Below are 16,701 nucleotides of genomic sequence, written 5' to 3' on the forward strand. Positions count from 1 at the left end.
CCGGTAGCCAGCAACGCGGTGGCACGCAACAACCGACCTTTCAGACACAATCCAAGGTAGTCGTAACGTGAAACAGTCTTTATGGAAAAACATCGGCGTCCAGGTCGTCATCGCCATGATCCTGGGTGCCGGTGTCGGGGCGTACATGGGCGAAGACGCCTCGATGTTCGCGCCACTGGGCGAGCTGTTCATTCACCTGATCAAGATGCTGGTCGTGCCGCTGATCGCGGTCTCCATCGTGTCGGGAGCCGCCAATCTGGGTGACAGCCCTTCCGCCGGCAAGATCGGTATCTCCACCTTCGCCTTCTTCATGCTGACCTCTGCCGTGGCCGTGATGCTGGCGCTGGTGATGGGGCATGTCTTCCAGCCGGGCAGCGGAGTGGACCTGGAAAGCGCCAAGGGCATGTTCTCCAATGCCTACGCTGACAAGGGCAGCGTGCCGGGCGTGATGGACACCATTCTTGGCATGGTGCCGACCAATATCTTCGGTGCACTCACCGATGCCAATATCCTGCAGATTCTGGTGTTCTGCCTGTTCCTCGGCATTGGCCTGTCCAAGACCGGTGAGCGTGGCAAGCCGCTGATCGAAGGCCTGAACACCGTCATCGAAGCCTTCGTGTGGATGATCAACGTGGTGATGCTGATCGCGCCGATCGGCGTCTTCGGCCTGATGGCGGACGCCGTCGGCACCTTCGGCTTCGATGTACTGACGCTGGTGATGAAGCTGTTCCTCGTCTATATGGGCGCCATCCTCATCTACGGCTTCGTGTTCTACCCGCTGGTGGTCAAGTTCGGCTCTGACGTGCCGCTGGGTCGCTTCATGTCCGCGATGAAGAAGCCGCAGGCCGTCGCGCTGTCCACGGCGTCCTCCATGGCGACCCTGCCGGTCACCATGGAAGTCTGCGAGAAGGAGCTGGGCCTCAAGAATGCCACCTCTGCCTTCGTGCTGCCGCTGGGCGCGACCATCAACATGAGCGGCAATGCCATCTATTACGGGCTGGTGGCGATGTTCTTCGCCCAGGTCTTCAATGTCGATCTCGGCTTCTCCGCCTACGCCGCCATCGTGTTCACCGCGACTCTGGGTGCCATCGGCCAGGCCGGTGTACCGGGGCCGTCGTTCCTGGTGGTCGCCGTGCTGCTGGCTGCCGGTATCCCCATCGAAGGCCTGCCGCTGCTGTTCGCGCTGGATCGTATCTTCGACATGACGCGTACCGCGCTCAACATCACTGGTGACGCTGCCTGCGCCGCCGTGGTGGACCGCTTCGCGCGTGCCGATGATGCGGCTGAGGCCTCTCAGGCCAGTGCTCAAGCTGGTTCACAGGCCGCTGAGCCCGCCAGCACTCGCTGAGTCCGCGACTCTGGACGCGAAACGCCCCCGCAACCAGCCTGGTTGCGGGGGCGTTTTCATTGCGGCGCGCACAGCGGCGCGAGACGGCGACTCAGGGAGTCGGCTGGGTACGGATCAGCGCTTCCTTGGCGGTGATGACACCGTTGTTGTCGGCGTAGAGGTAGTCGCCCGGCACGATGGTGACGCCGGCGAAGGTGACCGGGATATCGCGCTGGCCTTCGCCGCGCTTGATGCTGGGGCGCGGGTAGCAGCCCAGGGCCTGCACGCCGAGGTTGGTGGCGTGGATCTCATCCACATCGCGGATGCAGCCATACATGATCACGCCGGCCCAGCCACTCTTGGCAGCCTGTTCGGCGAGCATGTCGCCCAACATCGCACAGCGCATCGAGCCGCCGGCATCGACGACCAGGACGCGGCCTGCGCCGGGCTCCGCGACGGCTTCCTTGACCAGCGAGTTGTCCTCGAAGCACTTGATGGTCACGACTTCGCCGCCGAAGGACTCGACGCCGCCGTAATTGATGAACAGTGGCTCGAGCACCTGCACGTCGGGGAACTCATCGCAGAGGTCGGGGGTGGAGATGGGATGCGTCATGTCAGATTCCTTGTGCTGGGCGGCCGAGGCGGGCCGCTTGAGGGACGGAGCGCTATGATTGCTGCAATGCCACAACCCCGAGAATGCCCGATACGCCAGGGCTTTGCATCTCTACCAAGGCCTGGCGGCAAAGTGACACCAGCGCCTCGACAGGCTAGCTGGTAGGCAAGCGGCCTGGCGGCTGGATGAAATGGTAATCAACTGAGCTGGTGATCAGCCGAACTGGTCGCAAAAGGGCAGCGGCAGGCGGATGTTGCCGGCTTGCGACGTCACAAGTAGTCAAAACGCCACTCTTGAAACACTGTTCTATATCTACCACGATGCCTCTTCAACCCATGACAGGCGCGGTCTCGCCATCAGTGTCTGGCAGGCAGCTGCCTGTGCCGCCCATTGGATCAAGGAGCAATACATGAGCAAGTCACGTCTTCTGGCCGCCCCGTTGGCTACCGTTTCCTTCGCCGCTCTCGCTCTGGCGCTCAGTGGTCATGCTCAGGCGGCTGGCAATGCCAGCGAAGGGCTCTACATCGGTGCCGGTACCGGCTTCTCCAGCCTTGAGAACGATGATTCCGATGAAGCCGGTGACTTCATCGAGTCCGGCAGCGATGACTTCGATGTGGATGATGACGACAACGTCTACAAGGCCTTCGTGGGATATCAGTACAATCCGTACTTCGCCACTGAGGCCTTCTATACCGACCTGGGCACCGTCCAGCTCAAGGGCAATGACTTCAGCAATACCGAGCTCGAGTCCAAGGCCTACGGTGTGAACGTGGTGGGTATCCTGCCCATCGGTCAGTACTTCTCGCTGTTCGCCAAGGCGGGGATGGCCAAGTGGAAAACCGATGTCGATGGCAATCTGGGCAATTCCAGCGTCGACCTGAAGGACAACGACGGCTTTGATCCGGTCTATGGCGCCGGCGCACAGGTCAATCTGGACCCGTTCCTGATCCGTGCCGAGTACGAGCGCTATGACTTCGACAGTGATTATCAGGTGGATGCCTTCACCGCCTCGGTCGGCTACAAGTTCTGAGGTAGGGCCCTTGCATCCGCTAAGCTTGTCGCAGGCATGAAAAAAACGGGCCGTCCCTTGAGGGGCGGCCCGTTTCGTTGTCTGGCATGACGCCAGTTGCATGATGCCAATGCTGCTGTCAGAGGGGAGCCATGCAGGGGGGGCAGCATGACTCCCCGCCTGATCAGGCTTCCTGGGTGACCGGAATCACGTTGGAAGCGGCGTTCTGGAACTCTTCGATCTCATGGAAGTTCAGGTAGCGATAGATCTCGCCCGCCATGGCATCGAATTCGCCCATGTAGCCCTGATATTCCTCGACAGTCGGCAGACGACCGACCACGGCCGCGATGGCCGCAAGCTCGGCAGAGGCCAGGAAGACGTTGGCGCCGTCGCCCAGACGGTTCGGGAAGTTACGCGTGGAGGTGGACACCACGGTGGACTTGGCGGCCACACGTGCCTGGTTACCCATGCACAGTGAGCAGCCCGGCATTTCCATGCGCGCGCCGGCACGGCCGTAGATGCCGTAGTAACCTTCTTCGGTCAGCTGGTGCTGGTCCATCTTGGTCGGCGGAGCCAGCCACAGCTTGGTCTTCAGGCTATCGGCCGGCTGCTTCTCGAGCAGCTTGCCTGCGGCACGGAAGTGACCGATGTTGGTCATGCACGAGCCGATGAAGACTTCGTCGATCTTCTGACCGGCGACGTCGGACAGCAGGCGGGCATCGTCGGGATCGTTCGGCGCACACAGCACCGGCTGATCGATCTCGGAGAGGTCGATCTCGATGATCTCGGCGTATTCCGCGTCCTTGTCGGCACGCATCTGGCTCGGATTGGCCAGCCACTCTTCCATGCCCGCGATACGACGCTCGATGGTACGGGCATCGCCGTAACCGTTGGCGATCATCCACTTGAGCAGGGTGATGTTGGACTTCAGGTACTCGGTCACGCTCTCGTCGGACAGCGTGATGGTACAACCGGCGGCGGAACGCTCGGCAGAGGCGTCGGACAGCTCGAAGGCCTGTTCGGCCGTCAGATCTTCCAGACCTTCGATTTCCAGAATGCGGCCAGAGAAGGCGTTCTTCTTGTTGGCCTTGTCGACGGTCAGCAGGCCCTGCTTGATGGCGTACAGCGGGATGGCGTGGACCAGGTCACGCAGGGTGATGCCGGGACGACGTTCGCCCTTGAAGCGCACCAGGATGGATTCCGGCATGTCCAGCGGCATCACGCCAGTGGCGGCGGCGAAGGCCACCAGGCCAGAACCCGCCGGGAAGGAGATACCCATCGGGAAGCGGGTGTGGGAATCACCACCGGTGCCGACGGTGTCCGGCAGCAGCATGCGGTTCAGCCACGAGTGGATGATGCCGTCGCCCGGACGCAGGGAGACGCCGCCGCGGTTCATGATGAAGTCGGGCAGTGTGTGGTGAGTCTCGACGTCGACCGGCTTCGGGTAGGCAGCGGTGTGGCAGAAGGACTGCATCACCAGGTCGGCCTGGAAACCGAGACATGCCAGATCCTTCAGCTCGTCGCGGGTCATCGGGCCAGTGGTGTCCTGGGAGCCGACGGTGGTCATCTTCGGCTCGCAGTACATGCCCGGACGCACGCCTTCCAGGTTGCAGGCCTTGCCGACCATCTTCTGTGCGAGGGTGAAGCCCTTGCCGGTGTCCTTCGGCTGCTCAGGCAGGCGGAAGACGTCAGACGGCTCCAGGCCCAGCTCGGTACGCGCCTTGTCGGTCAGACCGCGACCGATGATCAGCGGGATACGGCCGCCAGCACGCACTTCATCCAGCAGGACCTGAGTCTTGAGGGAGAAGGTGGAGATGACTTCATCGGTGTCGTGACGGCAGACCTTGCCTTCGTACGGGTAGATGTCGATGACATCGCCCATGGCCATCTTCTCGACGTCCATCTCGATGGGCAGGGCGCCTGCATCTTCCATGGTGTTGAAGAAGATCGGGGCAATCTTGCTGCCGATGCAGAAACCGCCGGCGCGCTTGTTGGGCACGAACGGGATGTCGTCGCCGAAGAACCACAGCACGGAGTTGGTGGCGGACTTGCGTGAGGAACCGGTGCCGACCACGTCACCGACGTAGGCGACCGGGAAGCCCTTGGCCTTCACTTCCTCGATCTGGGCCAGCGGGCCGACAACGCCATCTTCCTGCGGGTTGATGCCTTCACGCGGGTTCTTGAGCATCGCGTTGGCGTGCAGCGGGATGTCCGGGCGTGACCAGGCGTCAGGCGCCGGAGACAGGTCATCGGTGTTGGTCTCGCCCGGCACCTTGAAGACGGCCAGCGAGATCTTCTCGGCCAGCGCCGGCTTGGACAGGAACCATTCGGCGTCGGCCCAGGACTGCAGCACGGCTTGGGCGACGGCGTTGCCGGCCTTGGCGCGGTCAGCGACGTCGTGGAAGGCGTCGAACATCAGCAGGGTGTGCTTGAGCTGTTCGCCGGCTTCCTTGGCCAGGCTTTCGTCGTCCAGCAGCTCGACCAGCGTGGCGATGTTGTAGCCGCCCTGCATGGTGCCGAGCAGTTTGACGGCATGTGTCTTGTCGATCAGCGGAGAAGCGGCTTCGCCACGTACGATGGCGGTCAGGAAGCCAGCCTTGACGTAAGCGGCTTCATCAACGCCCGGGGGAATGCGATTGGTGAACAGATCGAGGATGAACTCTTCTTCACCGGCCTGCGGATTCTTGAGCAGTTCGACCAGTTCTGCGGTCTGCTCGGCAGTCAGCGGCTTTGCCGGGATGCCCTGCTGGGCGCGTTCTTCAACCTGTTGACGGTAGGCTTCAAGCACGTGGGAGACCCTCATCTGTAATCGTGTCGAAATGCGCGGGCCAGTCGTCTTGAAGACGCAGGGCGGGGCACCTCGAGGCTTCTTGCGGGTAATTCAAGCGTCTTATTGCGAGCGAATCAGGCGCTACGGGGCGAATGCGAGTCTACTCAACTTTGTCGACAATGTTAAGGAGCGCTCAGTGACGGGGGCTGAGACTTTGGTCGCCCATTACGACGTAACATTCTGATATTGCTTCTGATTGTCAGGAAATCACGTTGAGTAAACACGATAAGGCTACCCTGATGACCCCCAGCGAGTGCTCACCATTCGAGATAAAGAGTCACCCGCGCAGGACATGGAGAGTCAGCCGGCCGGTAAAGGGCAGCCGACATGATGCAGGAAGCGAGGCAATAAGAGGGAGAGAGTCAGGGAAGAGGCTTCAGAGGGAGCGCCGGGGCAATGGCAGGGCGCGATGAATGACGTGAGGAGTGGCGCAGCGCGGCGCTGACGAGATGCCCTTTTGGCACCGATGGCGCGATGCTGTCGGCTCTCGGGTACGCACGGTATGATGGGGCTACCCCGAATCACACTTTCCGCCTCCCCCGAGGGCAACATGAGCCGTATTCTTTCTCCTTGCGTAGGTGTCTGCTCCACTACGGTCGGCGATAGCGTCTGCCGCGGCTGCCAGCGTCATGATCATGAGATCCTTGCCTGGTTCGGTTATGACAGTGACCAGCGTGCCCAACGCATGCTGGAACTGGACGAGCTGCGCAGCCAGGTCGCTGCCCGTTGGCTGCGTGTCGCCGATGACACCAGACTGGCCGAGCAGCTGACACGCCATCGTATCCGTTTTCGTGCCGATCAATCGGCGCTGTCACGCGCCGTTGAGCTGCTGCGCGTCGGGCGCACCCGCATCAAGGACCTGTCGGCGTATGGCATCGCGCCACTGGCCCATGTGCGAGAACTTGAGCCCGAACAGCTTTTTGCCCGAATAAACGATGAAATCATGGTGGAAGCGGCAAAGCGTGCCGATAATGATATGAACTCCGTCGTTGAGGTGTCTCCTGTCAGTCAGCAGCAGACGCAAGCGAACGAGGCAAAAGACTGACGTGATGATGAATTCAATGACCGACGTGACCGAGCGCAATGTTATTGCGCCTGAGCAGAGCAAGCAGCATGATGATGTTCATGCTGGGCAGCATGGCGAGAGTGAGGCTGGGGCGCGCGTGATCGCAGCGTCGCATGGGCCAAGCGATGAAGATACCGATGCCTTGCTGCCGGCGTCGCTGCTGGCCTTTCTGCCCTGCAGGACGCCCCTGAGCTGGGTTGAGGCGGCGCTTGAGAACCCGGAGCTGTTGCTGATCGACCATGCGCAGTGCGAGAAGAAAGCCGCCTCTACCGCCATGAGCCTGATGTACCGTTACGTGAACCGGCCACTGCTGTTGACCAAGATGTCACAGCTGGCGCGCGAGGAGCTGCTGCACTTCGAGCAGGTGGTCGGGCTGATGGAGAAGCGGGGCATCGTCTATCGGCATATCAAGGCCTCGCGCTATGCCGAAGGCCTGCGTCAGCAGGTCAGGGACGAAGACCCGCAACGCTTGGTGGACATCCTGCTGATCGGCGCCCTGATAGAGGCAAGGTCGTGTGAGCGCTTCGCGCGCCTGATCCCGTATCTGGAACCAGAGCTTGCAAAGTTCTATCGCACTTTGGTTAAGTCAGAAGGACGTCACTATGAGGATTACCTCATGTTGGCAGAGCAATATACCAATGAACCACTGGGGCCCCGTCTCGCGGTGCTGCGTGAAGTGGAACGAGAGCTGATCGAAACCCCCGACGCTGTCTTCCGCTTCCACAGTGGTCAGCCGAGCGCATGACGGGCAGCGCGCGCCTCGGCCAGGATGGGGCGGGACGCGATGGGGCAAGGCACGAGAGACCAAGGCAAGGATAAAGGACAGGGGATCACCGGCGCCGTGGCAGGGCTGGCGTTTCGTTCGCGACTTTGAAATGGATGACACATGACGCAGGAAACATCTGGTCAAGCTCAACTGGCACTGCTGGGACATTTCCAGCTGACGTTGGGTGATGACACGCTGACTCAGTTCAGCTACGACAAGGTCAAGGCGCTACTTCTGCATCTGCTGCTGCATGATCAGGCCGTCTCCCGTGCCGGGTTGGCGGAGTTGCTCTGGCCGGATCAGGGGCTGTCCTCCGGACGGACCAACCTTCGCCACGCCTTGCACTGTCTGCGTCAGAGTCTTGGCGAGGAGGCCGACAACCTGTTGACGGTGTCGCGCCAGACCATCGCGCTCTCGCTGCCGGAGCACTGGGAGCTTGATCTCGACGAGCTCAACGGCCTGCTGCTGGCGCCGCCCTCCGTCGCAACCCTGGGGGAGATTCTCACCCTGTATCGTGGCGACCTGGTCGAGGAGCTTTCCTTGACCCAGTGCCCTGACTTCCAGCGTTGGATGATCAAGGTGCGTGGCGAGTGGCGTCAGCGCGTCATCCAGTTCGCCGAGCGGGTGCTGGCCACGGACGAGCCGCTGCCCGATGACGTACTGCGCACGCTGGTCAGCCGTTTCTCCGGTTATGGCCCCTTCCATGAGCGTCTCGTGCGTCAGCTGGCCGAAGGCGGCCAGTCGGCCGCGGCCCATGAGCAGTTCAATGCCTTCCTGCAGCAGCTGGCGCTCTCCGGTCAGCAGCCGGACCCCGGCTTCCTGCAGCTGGCGCGCTACTGGTCCGATGGCAAGAGCGAGACCATGAGCGCCATGACGCCGCAGGGCGCCATCTCACGGACCTTGTCGCTGGACAGTGCGCCGCTGCGTGAAGAGGAAATCGATCACCGTCAGCTGTCGGTCATGGCCATTCGCCTGAGCGTCAAGGACAGCCATCGTGACCGCGTTTGGGCGCGTGCCTGCCTGACGCTGCAGATCGAGCTGTTGCGCTGGCTGGAGCAGCAGTGCCACCACCTGGGCGGCTTCTGGCTGCCGGGTGCCACGGGGGGCGTGGGTCTGGCATGTTTCGGTACCCACGGCCCGGCGCATCAGCTCGCCGAGCTGGTCGCGCTCTATGAGCACTGCAGCAAGGCGATCCCCGATGAGATCGCCAAGCTATGGGACGGCGAAGGCAAGCCGCCGGTCTTCTCGCTGTCGGCGGGCCTGCACTCCGGCCAGGTGATCTACCTGCCGGAGCGTCAGCTGGCCGATCCGCTGGGTCAGGTCACGCAATATTCCCTCGAGTTGATGACCGCCGCCGAAGGCAGCGAGCTGGTGATTTCCCAGGAAGCCAGTCAGCACATGCCGCCGGCACTGGACCTGCAGCCCCGCTTGACCTCGCGCCTGTTGGCCGCTGACGGTCGCGTGCGTCTGCGTGCGCTGGTGCTGGGCAGCAGCGTCGCCACCCGCGAATCCTCGCTGCCGACCTTGATCGGGCGTGAGGGCGAGCTGCGTCGTCTGCGCGATGCGCTGGCCCGCGCCAGCATCGGCCTGCGTCAGAGCGTGCTGGTCAGTGGCAACACCGGCATGGGCAAGTCGGCCCTGATGGTCAATTTCCGTCAGCTGGAGCAGAGCCAGGATGTCGGGCTGTGCTGGATGCCGACCACGCGCCTCTCGCAGCTGGAACCCTACAGTGTCGTATCGGCGCTGATTCGCTGGCGTCTGGACGGCAATATCGATCGCGAAAGCGTCGAGCAGCTGTTCGAGTCCTCCGAGGCGCTGCAGGGCATCAGCGAGGAAGTGCGTCGCTCCTTCCATGCGGTGCTCGGCACGGCGGAAGATACTGCGGAAGACGAAGTGCTGATCCAGTCCAGCGAGACGGTCGAGCGCGTCGTGCGCGTGCTGCATCTGGTGATCGAGAAGTCAGCCAGCCTGCGCCCGCTGGTGATGATGATCGATGACCTGCAGTGGCTCGACGAGCCGTCGCTCAAGGTGCTGGCTGGCCTGCAGGCACGTCTGCCGATCAATATCGGCTTCATGCTGGCCGCGAGCCACAACGGTCGCGACAGCTTGGCAGTCAAGCTCAACTGGGATCAGCATATCGCACTGGGTCGTCTCGACCCGATGCAGGTCTCGCGCCTGCTGTCGCACCTGTCACGTCGTTATCGCCTGCACCTGAGTCCGCGCATGCGCAGCCAGCTCATCGAGCGCTGCGATGGCGTGCCGCTCTATCTGCAGGAAATCTGCCGTCGTCTCGACATGGACCGCCGCGAAGGGCGTCCGGTGCAGCTCGACGAGTTGCCCAAGGGCCTGATCGGCCTGCTCTCCAGCCGTATCGATCAACTGGAAGAAGGGCGTGATGTCGCCCACGCCGCCGCGGTATTGGGGCGTGTCTTCAAGCTGAGCTTCGTGCGCCAGAGCTGTGAGTTCGAGGAGGGCCGCCTCAAGCGTGCCATCGAGAACATGCAGCGTCTGGAGATCATCGAAGCCTGCAGTAGCGACAGTGAATTCGACTACCAGTTTACCCATCAGCTGATCCAGGAAGCGGCCTATCTGTCCTGCCCGCGGGACGTGCGGCGCCGGATTCACCATCAGGTGGTCGCGCTGATCGAGGACAAGTATCCCGCCTGGATCAGTCGTCACCCCGGCTACTTCGCTGTTCACCTGCGCAAGTCGCAGAACTTCAGCCGTGCCGCGCGTTACTTTGAGCTCTCGGCGCGTGAGGCGCTCAAGATCAGTGCCAACCGCACCGCGCTCAAGATGGCGGACAACGGCCTGGCCTGCCTCAAGCATGTCGATGGTCAGGAAGAACGCGAGGTCAGCCTGCTGACGGTACGTGGCCAATCCGGCTTCGCGCTGGAAGGCCATGGCTCACGCATCGCCCACGAGAGCTTCGTGCAGGCGCGCAACCTGCTCAGCAGTCCTGCGCTGGTAGAGGACGACGAGCCGGACCTCGAACAGGCCTTCATCGTCAAGTGGGGCCTGTGGGTCGGCTGCAGCGAGCGTCATGCCCACGCCGATGCCTTCGCGCTGGCCTCAGGCCTCAGCGAGCTGGCGGAAGAGCTTTCCGATGATCGCTATCGCCGTCTGGCCGATTATGCACGTGCCCACTGCGAGTTCTGGGCCGGTCGCGTGCGTGTGGCGGGCGAGCACCTGGATGAGATCGATCCGGTCAACCATCCGATGGTCCTCGAATGGCTGCCGTTCAGCGATCACCCGCAGGTGGCGGCGTCCTGTCTGCAGAGCTGGACATCGTGCCTGCGCTGCGACTATGTGAAGGCCGAGCAGCAGGCCGAAGCGGCGATTCGCATGGCCGAGCAGATCGGTCAGCCCGGTTCGCTGGCGATGGCGCTGATGTTCTCCACCTCCCTGTATCGTCAGCTGGGCCACACCCATCTGGCGACCCAGCGTGCCGAGCGGGCCCTGGAAGTGACGCGTTCAGCGGACCTTCACCTTTGGCACATGGCCGCGCATGGTGTGCTGGGCTGGGCGCGGGCGATGAATGGTGACCGCGATGGCCTGTCCATGCTGCAGTCGAGCATGAACGAGTTCGCCGAGCTGACCGGGCGCGAGCGTCATCAGCGTCCCAATCTGTGGTACATGGACGCCGTGATGGCGCTGGGCGAGTACGCTGCCGCTGAGGAATACATGGAGAAGGTGCTGCTGGTTGCCCAGGAGCGCAATTCCTTCTACCTGTCAGAAGTCAGCTATCTGGTCGCGAGCCTGCGCAGTGCTCAGGGACTGCCGTTGGAGAAGGTGCGCTCCCTGATCGAGCAGGGGCTGTCCTACTCCATCGAGCAGGAAAACACCCACCATGAAGCCATGGGGCTTGCCACCTGGCTGCGTCTGGTCGATGCCCATGATGCCGAGCGGTGTCAGCGTCTGAAGGTGTTGCTGGAAGAGCTGCCGAGCGCCGATGCCCCTGCGGTGCTGGGGTGGCATCAGCTGGTGGAGGTTGCCGAGGGACGTGCGCGCCGCAAGGCGTCGTCGCCGGCCTGAGCGAAGCGTCTGGCGCCGTGAGAGCGTGAGAAAAAGCCCCGTTGCCGTGATCGGCAGCGGGGCTTTTTGGTGTGTGCGGAGCGCTCAGTGGTGTTGTCACATGCGTTGGGTGCTCAGCGGCGATCAGTCGTGAGTGATCGCATCGACCAGCGGCAGCGCAAATTCGCGCAGCTCCGGCCCCTGGCCACGAGCGATGATGTCGAAGGCCTGGGTCGGACGCCAGTCGCCGAGCACGATCCGGCGCGCCGGCTCGCCATCGATCTCGAGTTCATGCACCGCCGGACGATGCGTATGGCCATGGATCAGCGTGCGCACGTCGTGCTCACGCATCTCGCGCACCACTTCCTCGGGCGTGACGTCCATGATCGCCTCGTCCTTCTCGCTGTTGGTCTCGCCGGACTGCATGCGCAGTGACTGGGCCAGCGCCAGGCGCTGCTCAAGCGGCATGGCCAGAATCTGTGCCTGCCACTGAGGGTCGCGGGTCATGGCGCGGAACTTCATGTAGGCTTCGTCGCGGGTGCACATGCTGTCGCCATGCATCAGCAGCACACGCTCGCCGTCCAGCTCGATCACGCTCGGGTCGGGCAGCAGTGTCACGCCGGCCTCGGCCGCGAAGGTCTCGCCGACCAGGAAGTCGCGATTGCCGTGCATGAAGAAGATCGCGGTGCCGCGCTCGGCGATGCGCTTGAGCGCAGCGCTCATGCTGTCGGTGAAGTCGTTGCGATAGTCATCGCCGACCCAGACCTCGAAGATGTCACCCAGCAGGAACAGACGCTCGACGGCAGGCTGGCAGGATGCCAGGCGTGCCAGATAGTCGAGAAAGCCCTGGGCGATCTCGGGTGTGTCGGGTTGCAGGTGCAGGTCGGAGATGAAGAGGGTGGTGGCAGTCGTGTTCATGGTCGGGGTCCGCGAAGGTGGGCGGTCAGCAGGGCATCGCAAGGGCGCACTGCCGTTGGGGTTCATAACGCAAACCGCCCAGCCTGACACTCGCGATCACGAGGCAAGGCCGGGCGGCAGGCACGCCTTGCGGCGTGATCAGGCGAAATCGCTTATTCGGTGATTTCGGCGCTGGTGATGATCACGTCTTCTGCTGGCACGTCGGCGTGGCCGTCGCGACGGGTAGTCTTGACCGCTTCGATCTTCTCGACCACGTCCATGCCTTCGACGACCTTGCCGAACACGCAGTAACCCCAGCCCTGGCTGGTCTTGCTGGTGAAGTTCAGGAAGTCGTTGTCATTGACGTTGATGAAGAACTGGGCGCTGGCTGAGTGCGGGTCCATGGTGCGAGCCATGGCCACGGTGCCGCGGTCGTTCTTGAGGCCGTTGTCGGCTTCGTTCTCGATCACGCCATTGGTCGGCTTCTGGTTGAAGTCGGTGTCAAAGCCACCGCCCTGAACCATGAAACCCGGAATGACGCGGTGGAAAAGGACATTGGTGTAGTGGCCTTCACGCACGTACTGCTCGAAGTTGGCCGCGGTCTTCGGGGCCTTCTCGTGGTTGAGTTCGAGGGTGATATCGCCGTAGTTGGTGTGAAGAACGATCATTCGGGCTTCCCGGTCATCTGTCTTGCTCAAGTGTCAGGCAGGCGCGGCTTCATGGCATCGCCTGCGGGCGTCGCGCTATAATAGCGGCTTTGCATCCAGACACGAAAGCCTGAGCGGGCGGCAGGCGCGTGGATGCAGCCCCGATCATCCGTCTTGTTGTCCTTGCGCACGTTCGTTCAACCACATGACGAGCCGCAATACGACGCCCAGGAACCACACAGAGGTGCAGCGAAACTTCATGAGTACCGAGACCCAGAGCGCCCCGAACTTCGTGCTTAACCAGATCCGCGAAGAACTCGAGGCCGGCCGTGCCGATAAGGTTGTCACGCGTTTCCCGCCGGAGCCCAACGGCTTCCTGCATATCGGGCACGCCAAGTCGATCTGTCTGAACTTCGGTCTGGCGCAGCAGCTCGGTGGCGATTGTCACCTGCGCTTCGATGACACCAACCCGGCCAAGGAAGAGCAGGCCTATATCGACGCCATCAAGGAAGACGTCGAATGGTTGGGCTTCGAGTGGGCCGGCAAGGTGCGCTTCGCTTCCGATTACTTCGACCAGCTCTATGCCTGGGCCCAGCACCTGGTGCGTGAAGGCAAGGCCTATGTCGATGACCTGTCGCCGGACGAGATTCGTGAGTATCGTGGCACGCTGAAGGAGCCGGGTCGCCCGAGCCCTTACCGTGAGCGTAGCCCCGAGGAAAACCTCGACCTGCTCGAGCGCATGAAGAAGGGGGAATTCGGCGAGAGCGAGAAGGTGCTGCGTGCCCGTATCGACATGGCGGCGCCCAACATCAATCTGCGCGACCCGATCCTCTACCGCATCCGTCATGCCAGCCATCACCAGACCGGCGACAAGTGGAAGATCTATCCGTCCTATGATTTCACCCACGGTCAGTCCGATGCACTGGAAGGCGTGACGCATTCCATCTGTACGCTGGAATTCGAGGACCATCGTCCGCTGTATGAGTGGTTCCTGGCTAACCTGCCGGTGCCGAGCACGCCGCGTCAGATCGAGTTCGCGCGTCTGAATCTGGATTACACCGTCACTTCCAAGCGCAAGCTGAAGTTGCTGGTGGACGAAGGCGTCGTCGATGGCTGGGATGATCCGCGCATGCCGACCATCTCGGGCATGCGTCGTCGTGGCTACACGGCCGCTTCCATCCGCAAGTTCTGCGACATGATCGGCGTGAGCCGTGCGGATGGTGGCATGGTCGAGATCGGCATGCTGCACCACGCCATTCGCTCGGACCTGGAAGACAACGCGCTGCGTGCCATGTGCGTGCTCAATCCGCTCAAGGTGGTGCTGACCAACCTGCCGAAAGGCCATGAGGAAGTCTTCGAGGTGCCCGGCCATCCAGCACGTGACGACATGGGCACGCGCCAGATTCCGCTGACCCGTGAGCTGTGGATCGACGCCGATGACTTCATGGAAGATGCGCCGAAGAAGTTCTTCCGTCTCGCGCCCGAGAAGGAGGTGCGTCTGCGCAACGGTTACGTCATCCGCTGTGATGAAGTGATCAAGGATGAAGCCGGCGAGATCGTCGAGCTGCGTTGCAGTGTCGACCTCGATACCCTCGGCAAGAACCCGGAAGGCCGCAAGGTCAAGGGTGTCATCCACTGGGTCAGCGCCGAGCACGCGGTACCGGTCGAGGTGCGTCAGTACGAGAGCCTGTTCCTGGAAGCCGAGCCGGACCGTGACAAGGATGTCGACTTCCTTGAGCATCTCAATCCGAACTCGCTGAGCATCGTCAAGGGCTTCGGTGAGCCGAGCCTGCGCAATGCCGCGCCGGAAACGCGTTACCAGTTCGAGCGTATCGGCTACTTCGTCGCCGACCGCCATGACTGCGTCGATGGCGCGCTGGTCTTCAACCGTACCGTCAGCCTGAAGGACGGTTGGGCCAAGGCCCAGAAGAAGGGTTGATGGCAGCCAGGCCTCCTGCGGGAGGTCTGCTGGCATGACTTTTGACCCGCTTCACGGCCCGCAGGCGGATCCTGTACCTTCGATGACGAAGTTGCATGATCGGCCTGCGGGTCGCTCCATTTCGCAAGGCTGACAGAGCGCTGTCAGCAAAGTAGCCAAGGGCGATGACTGAATGATTTCACTCGAAGATGCCGCGAGCACACTGTCCATCTACAGTACCCTGAGCCGGACCAAGGCACCCTTCGTGCCATTGGAAGGCAACAAGGTGCGCATGTACGTCTGTGGCGTGACGGTCTATGACCTCTGTCACATCGGCCATGCGCGTGTGATGGTGGCCTTCGACATCATCACGCGTTACCTGCGTGCGCGTGGCTATGACGTCACCTATGTGCGCAACATTACCGATATCGACGACAAGATCCTCAAGCGAGCCGATGAGAATGGCGAAGCCTTCGAGGTGCTGACCGAGCGCATGATCCAGGCGATGCACGAAGACGAGGGGCGTCTGGGTATCCTGCGGCCTGATCGCGAGCCACGGGCGACCGCGCACATCGGCGATATCATCGCGATGACCGAGACGCTGATCGACAAGGGCTTTGCCTACGCGGCCAGCAACGGGGACGTCTACTATCGTGTGCGTCGTTTCGAGGGCTATGGCAAGCTCAACAACCGTCAGCTCGATGATATGCAGTCCGGCGCGCGCGTGGAAGTGGAAGAGGCCAAGGAAGACCCGCTTGACTTCGTGCTGTGGAAGGCCGCCAAGCCGGGCGAGGCCAGCTGGCCATCCCCCTGGGGCGCGGGCCGTCCGGGCTGGCATATCGAGTGCTCCGCGATGTCGACCTGCTGCCTGGGCAACACCTTCGATATCCACGGCGGCGGTCCGGACCTGACCTTCCCGCATCACGAGAACGAGATCGCCCAGTCCGAAGCCGCCACTGGTCAGCAGTATGCCAACGTGTGGATGCACGCCGGTGCAGTGCGTGTCGGGCAGGACAAGATGTCCAAGTCGCTGGGCAATTTCTTCACGATTCGTGATGTGCTGGAGCAGCACAACCCGGAAGTGGTGCGTTACCTGCTGGTGGCCAGCCATTACCGCAGCGCGATCAGCTACGAGGCCAACTCGCTGGATGAGGCGCGTCGTTCGCTGGAGCGTTTCTACAATGCGCTGGAGAAAGTCACGCCCGAACAGGGTGAGGTGTCAGGTGACTGGCGGGCACGCTTCGTGGCTGCCATGGATGACGACTTCAATACGGCCGGTGCGCTGTCGGTGCTGTTCGAGCTGGCCCGCGAGCTCAACCGTGCCAAGAAGGAGGCGCCGCATCAGGCGCCGGCGCTGGCCTTCGAGCTGACGTCGCTGGGCGGCCTGCTGGGATTGTTCGGGCAGGACCCGGCGGTCTTCCTCAAGGGTGACACAGCCGCATTGACGTTGTCAGAAGACGAGATCCAGGCGCAGATCGAGGCGCGTGCTGCTGCCAAGAAGGCCAAGGACTTCGCGGGTGCTGACCGTATTCGTGACGAGCTGGCCGCTCAGGGCATCATCCTCAAGGATTCCCGCGAGGGGACGACCTGGGTGCTGGAAGGCTGACACGGTTG

11 protein-coding genes are annotated in these 16,701 nt (G+C 62.4%); 7 read left to right on the plus strand and 4 right to left on the minus strand.

Translation table 11 applies throughout. The features are described from left to right. Positions 1 to 67 precede the first annotated feature (67 nt). A complete protein-coding gene (locus MKZ40_RS02785) occupies positions 68 to 1,348 on the plus strand; it encodes a dicarboxylate/amino acid:cation symporter (RefSeq protein ID WP_217485792.1) in 1,281 nt (426 codons plus the stop codon). A gap of 91 nt (positions 1,349 to 1,439) precedes the next feature. On the opposite strand, the gene rraA is transcribed toward MKZ40_RS02785, so the two are convergent. Beyond that, positions 1,440 to 1,940, minus strand: a complete 501-nt coding sequence (gene rraA / locus MKZ40_RS02790) for a ribonuclease E activity regulator RraA (RefSeq protein WP_043331314.1) — start codon at positions 1,938 to 1,940, stop codon at positions 1,440 to 1,442. Between the two features lie 409 nt (positions 1,941 to 2,349). On the opposite strand from rraA, the gene MKZ40_RS02795 reads away from it, so the two are divergent. Next, on the plus strand, positions 2,350 to 2,970 hold the full coding sequence (locus MKZ40_RS02795) for a porin family protein (RefSeq protein ID WP_175088606.1): 621 nt from the start codon (positions 2,350 to 2,352) through the stop codon (positions 2,968 to 2,970). Between the two features lie 163 nt (positions 2,971 to 3,133). Here the strand turns inward: MKZ40_RS02795 and acnB are convergent, their stop codons facing one another. Beyond that, positions 3,134 to 5,737 carry a bifunctional aconitate hydratase 2/2-methylisocitrate dehydratase gene (gene acnB, locus MKZ40_RS02800; protein ID WP_175088686.1) on the minus strand — a complete coding sequence of 868 codons (2,604 nt, stop codon included), beginning with the start codon at positions 5,735 to 5,737 and terminating at the stop codon, positions 3,134 to 3,136. A 592-nt stretch (positions 5,738 to 6,329) separates the two neighbouring features. Between acnB and MKZ40_RS02805 the strand changes: the two genes are divergently transcribed. The 3 genes from MKZ40_RS02805 (at position 6,330) to MKZ40_RS02815 (ending at position 11,646) form a co-directional block, all read left to right on the plus strand. Further along, entirely contained in the window at positions 6,330 to 6,824 is a 495-nt protein-coding gene (locus tag MKZ40_RS02805) for a DUF1289 domain-containing protein (protein WP_175088607.1), read from the plus strand. 16 nt (positions 6,825 to 6,840) lie between these two features. Further along, positions 6,841 to 7,590, plus strand: coding sequence for a tRNA-(ms[2]io[6]A)-hydroxylase (locus tag MKZ40_RS02810; protein WP_175088608.1), 750 nt, complete (start codon positions 6,841 to 6,843; stop codon positions 7,588 to 7,590). Between the two features lie 141 nt (positions 7,591 to 7,731). Beyond that, on the plus strand, positions 7,732 to 11,646 hold the full coding sequence (locus tag MKZ40_RS02815; protein WP_175088609.1) for an AAA family ATPase: 3,915 nt from the start codon (positions 7,732 to 7,734) through the stop codon (positions 11,644 to 11,646). Between the two features lie 123 nt (positions 11,647 to 11,769). Here the strand turns inward: MKZ40_RS02815 and MKZ40_RS02820 are convergent, their stop codons facing one another. Continuing rightward, positions 11,770 to 12,543, minus strand: a complete 774-nt coding sequence (locus tag MKZ40_RS02820; RefSeq protein WP_175088610.1) for a UDP-2,3-diacylglucosamine diphosphatase — start codon at positions 12,541 to 12,543, stop codon at positions 11,770 to 11,772. Positions 12,544 to 12,695: 152 nt separating this feature from the next. Continuing rightward, complete coding sequence (locus tag MKZ40_RS02825) at positions 12,696 to 13,190, minus strand: peptidylprolyl isomerase (RefSeq protein WP_175088611.1); 495 nt, start codon at positions 13,188 to 13,190, stop codon at positions 12,696 to 12,698. A gap of 238 nt (positions 13,191 to 13,428) precedes the next feature. On the opposite strand from MKZ40_RS02825, the gene MKZ40_RS02830 reads away from it, so the two are divergent. Continuing rightward, positions 13,429 to 15,108: a glutamine--tRNA ligase/YqeY domain fusion protein gene (locus tag MKZ40_RS02830; protein ID WP_175088612.1), complete on the plus strand. Its 1,680-nt coding sequence runs from the start codon at positions 13,429 to 13,431 to the stop codon at positions 15,106 to 15,108. A 202-nt stretch (positions 15,109 to 15,310) separates the two neighbouring features. Further along, complete coding sequence (cysS, locus tag MKZ40_RS02835; RefSeq protein WP_175088687.1) at positions 15,311 to 16,693, plus strand: cysteine--tRNA ligase; 1,383 nt, start codon at positions 15,311 to 15,313, stop codon at positions 16,691 to 16,693. Positions 16,694 to 16,701: the final 8 nt, after the last annotated feature.

Origin of the sequence: Cobetia sp. BMC6, from assembly GCF_029991385.1 — a bacterium.
GTDB lineage: Bacteria > Pseudomonadota > Gammaproteobacteria > Pseudomonadales > Halomonadaceae > Cobetia.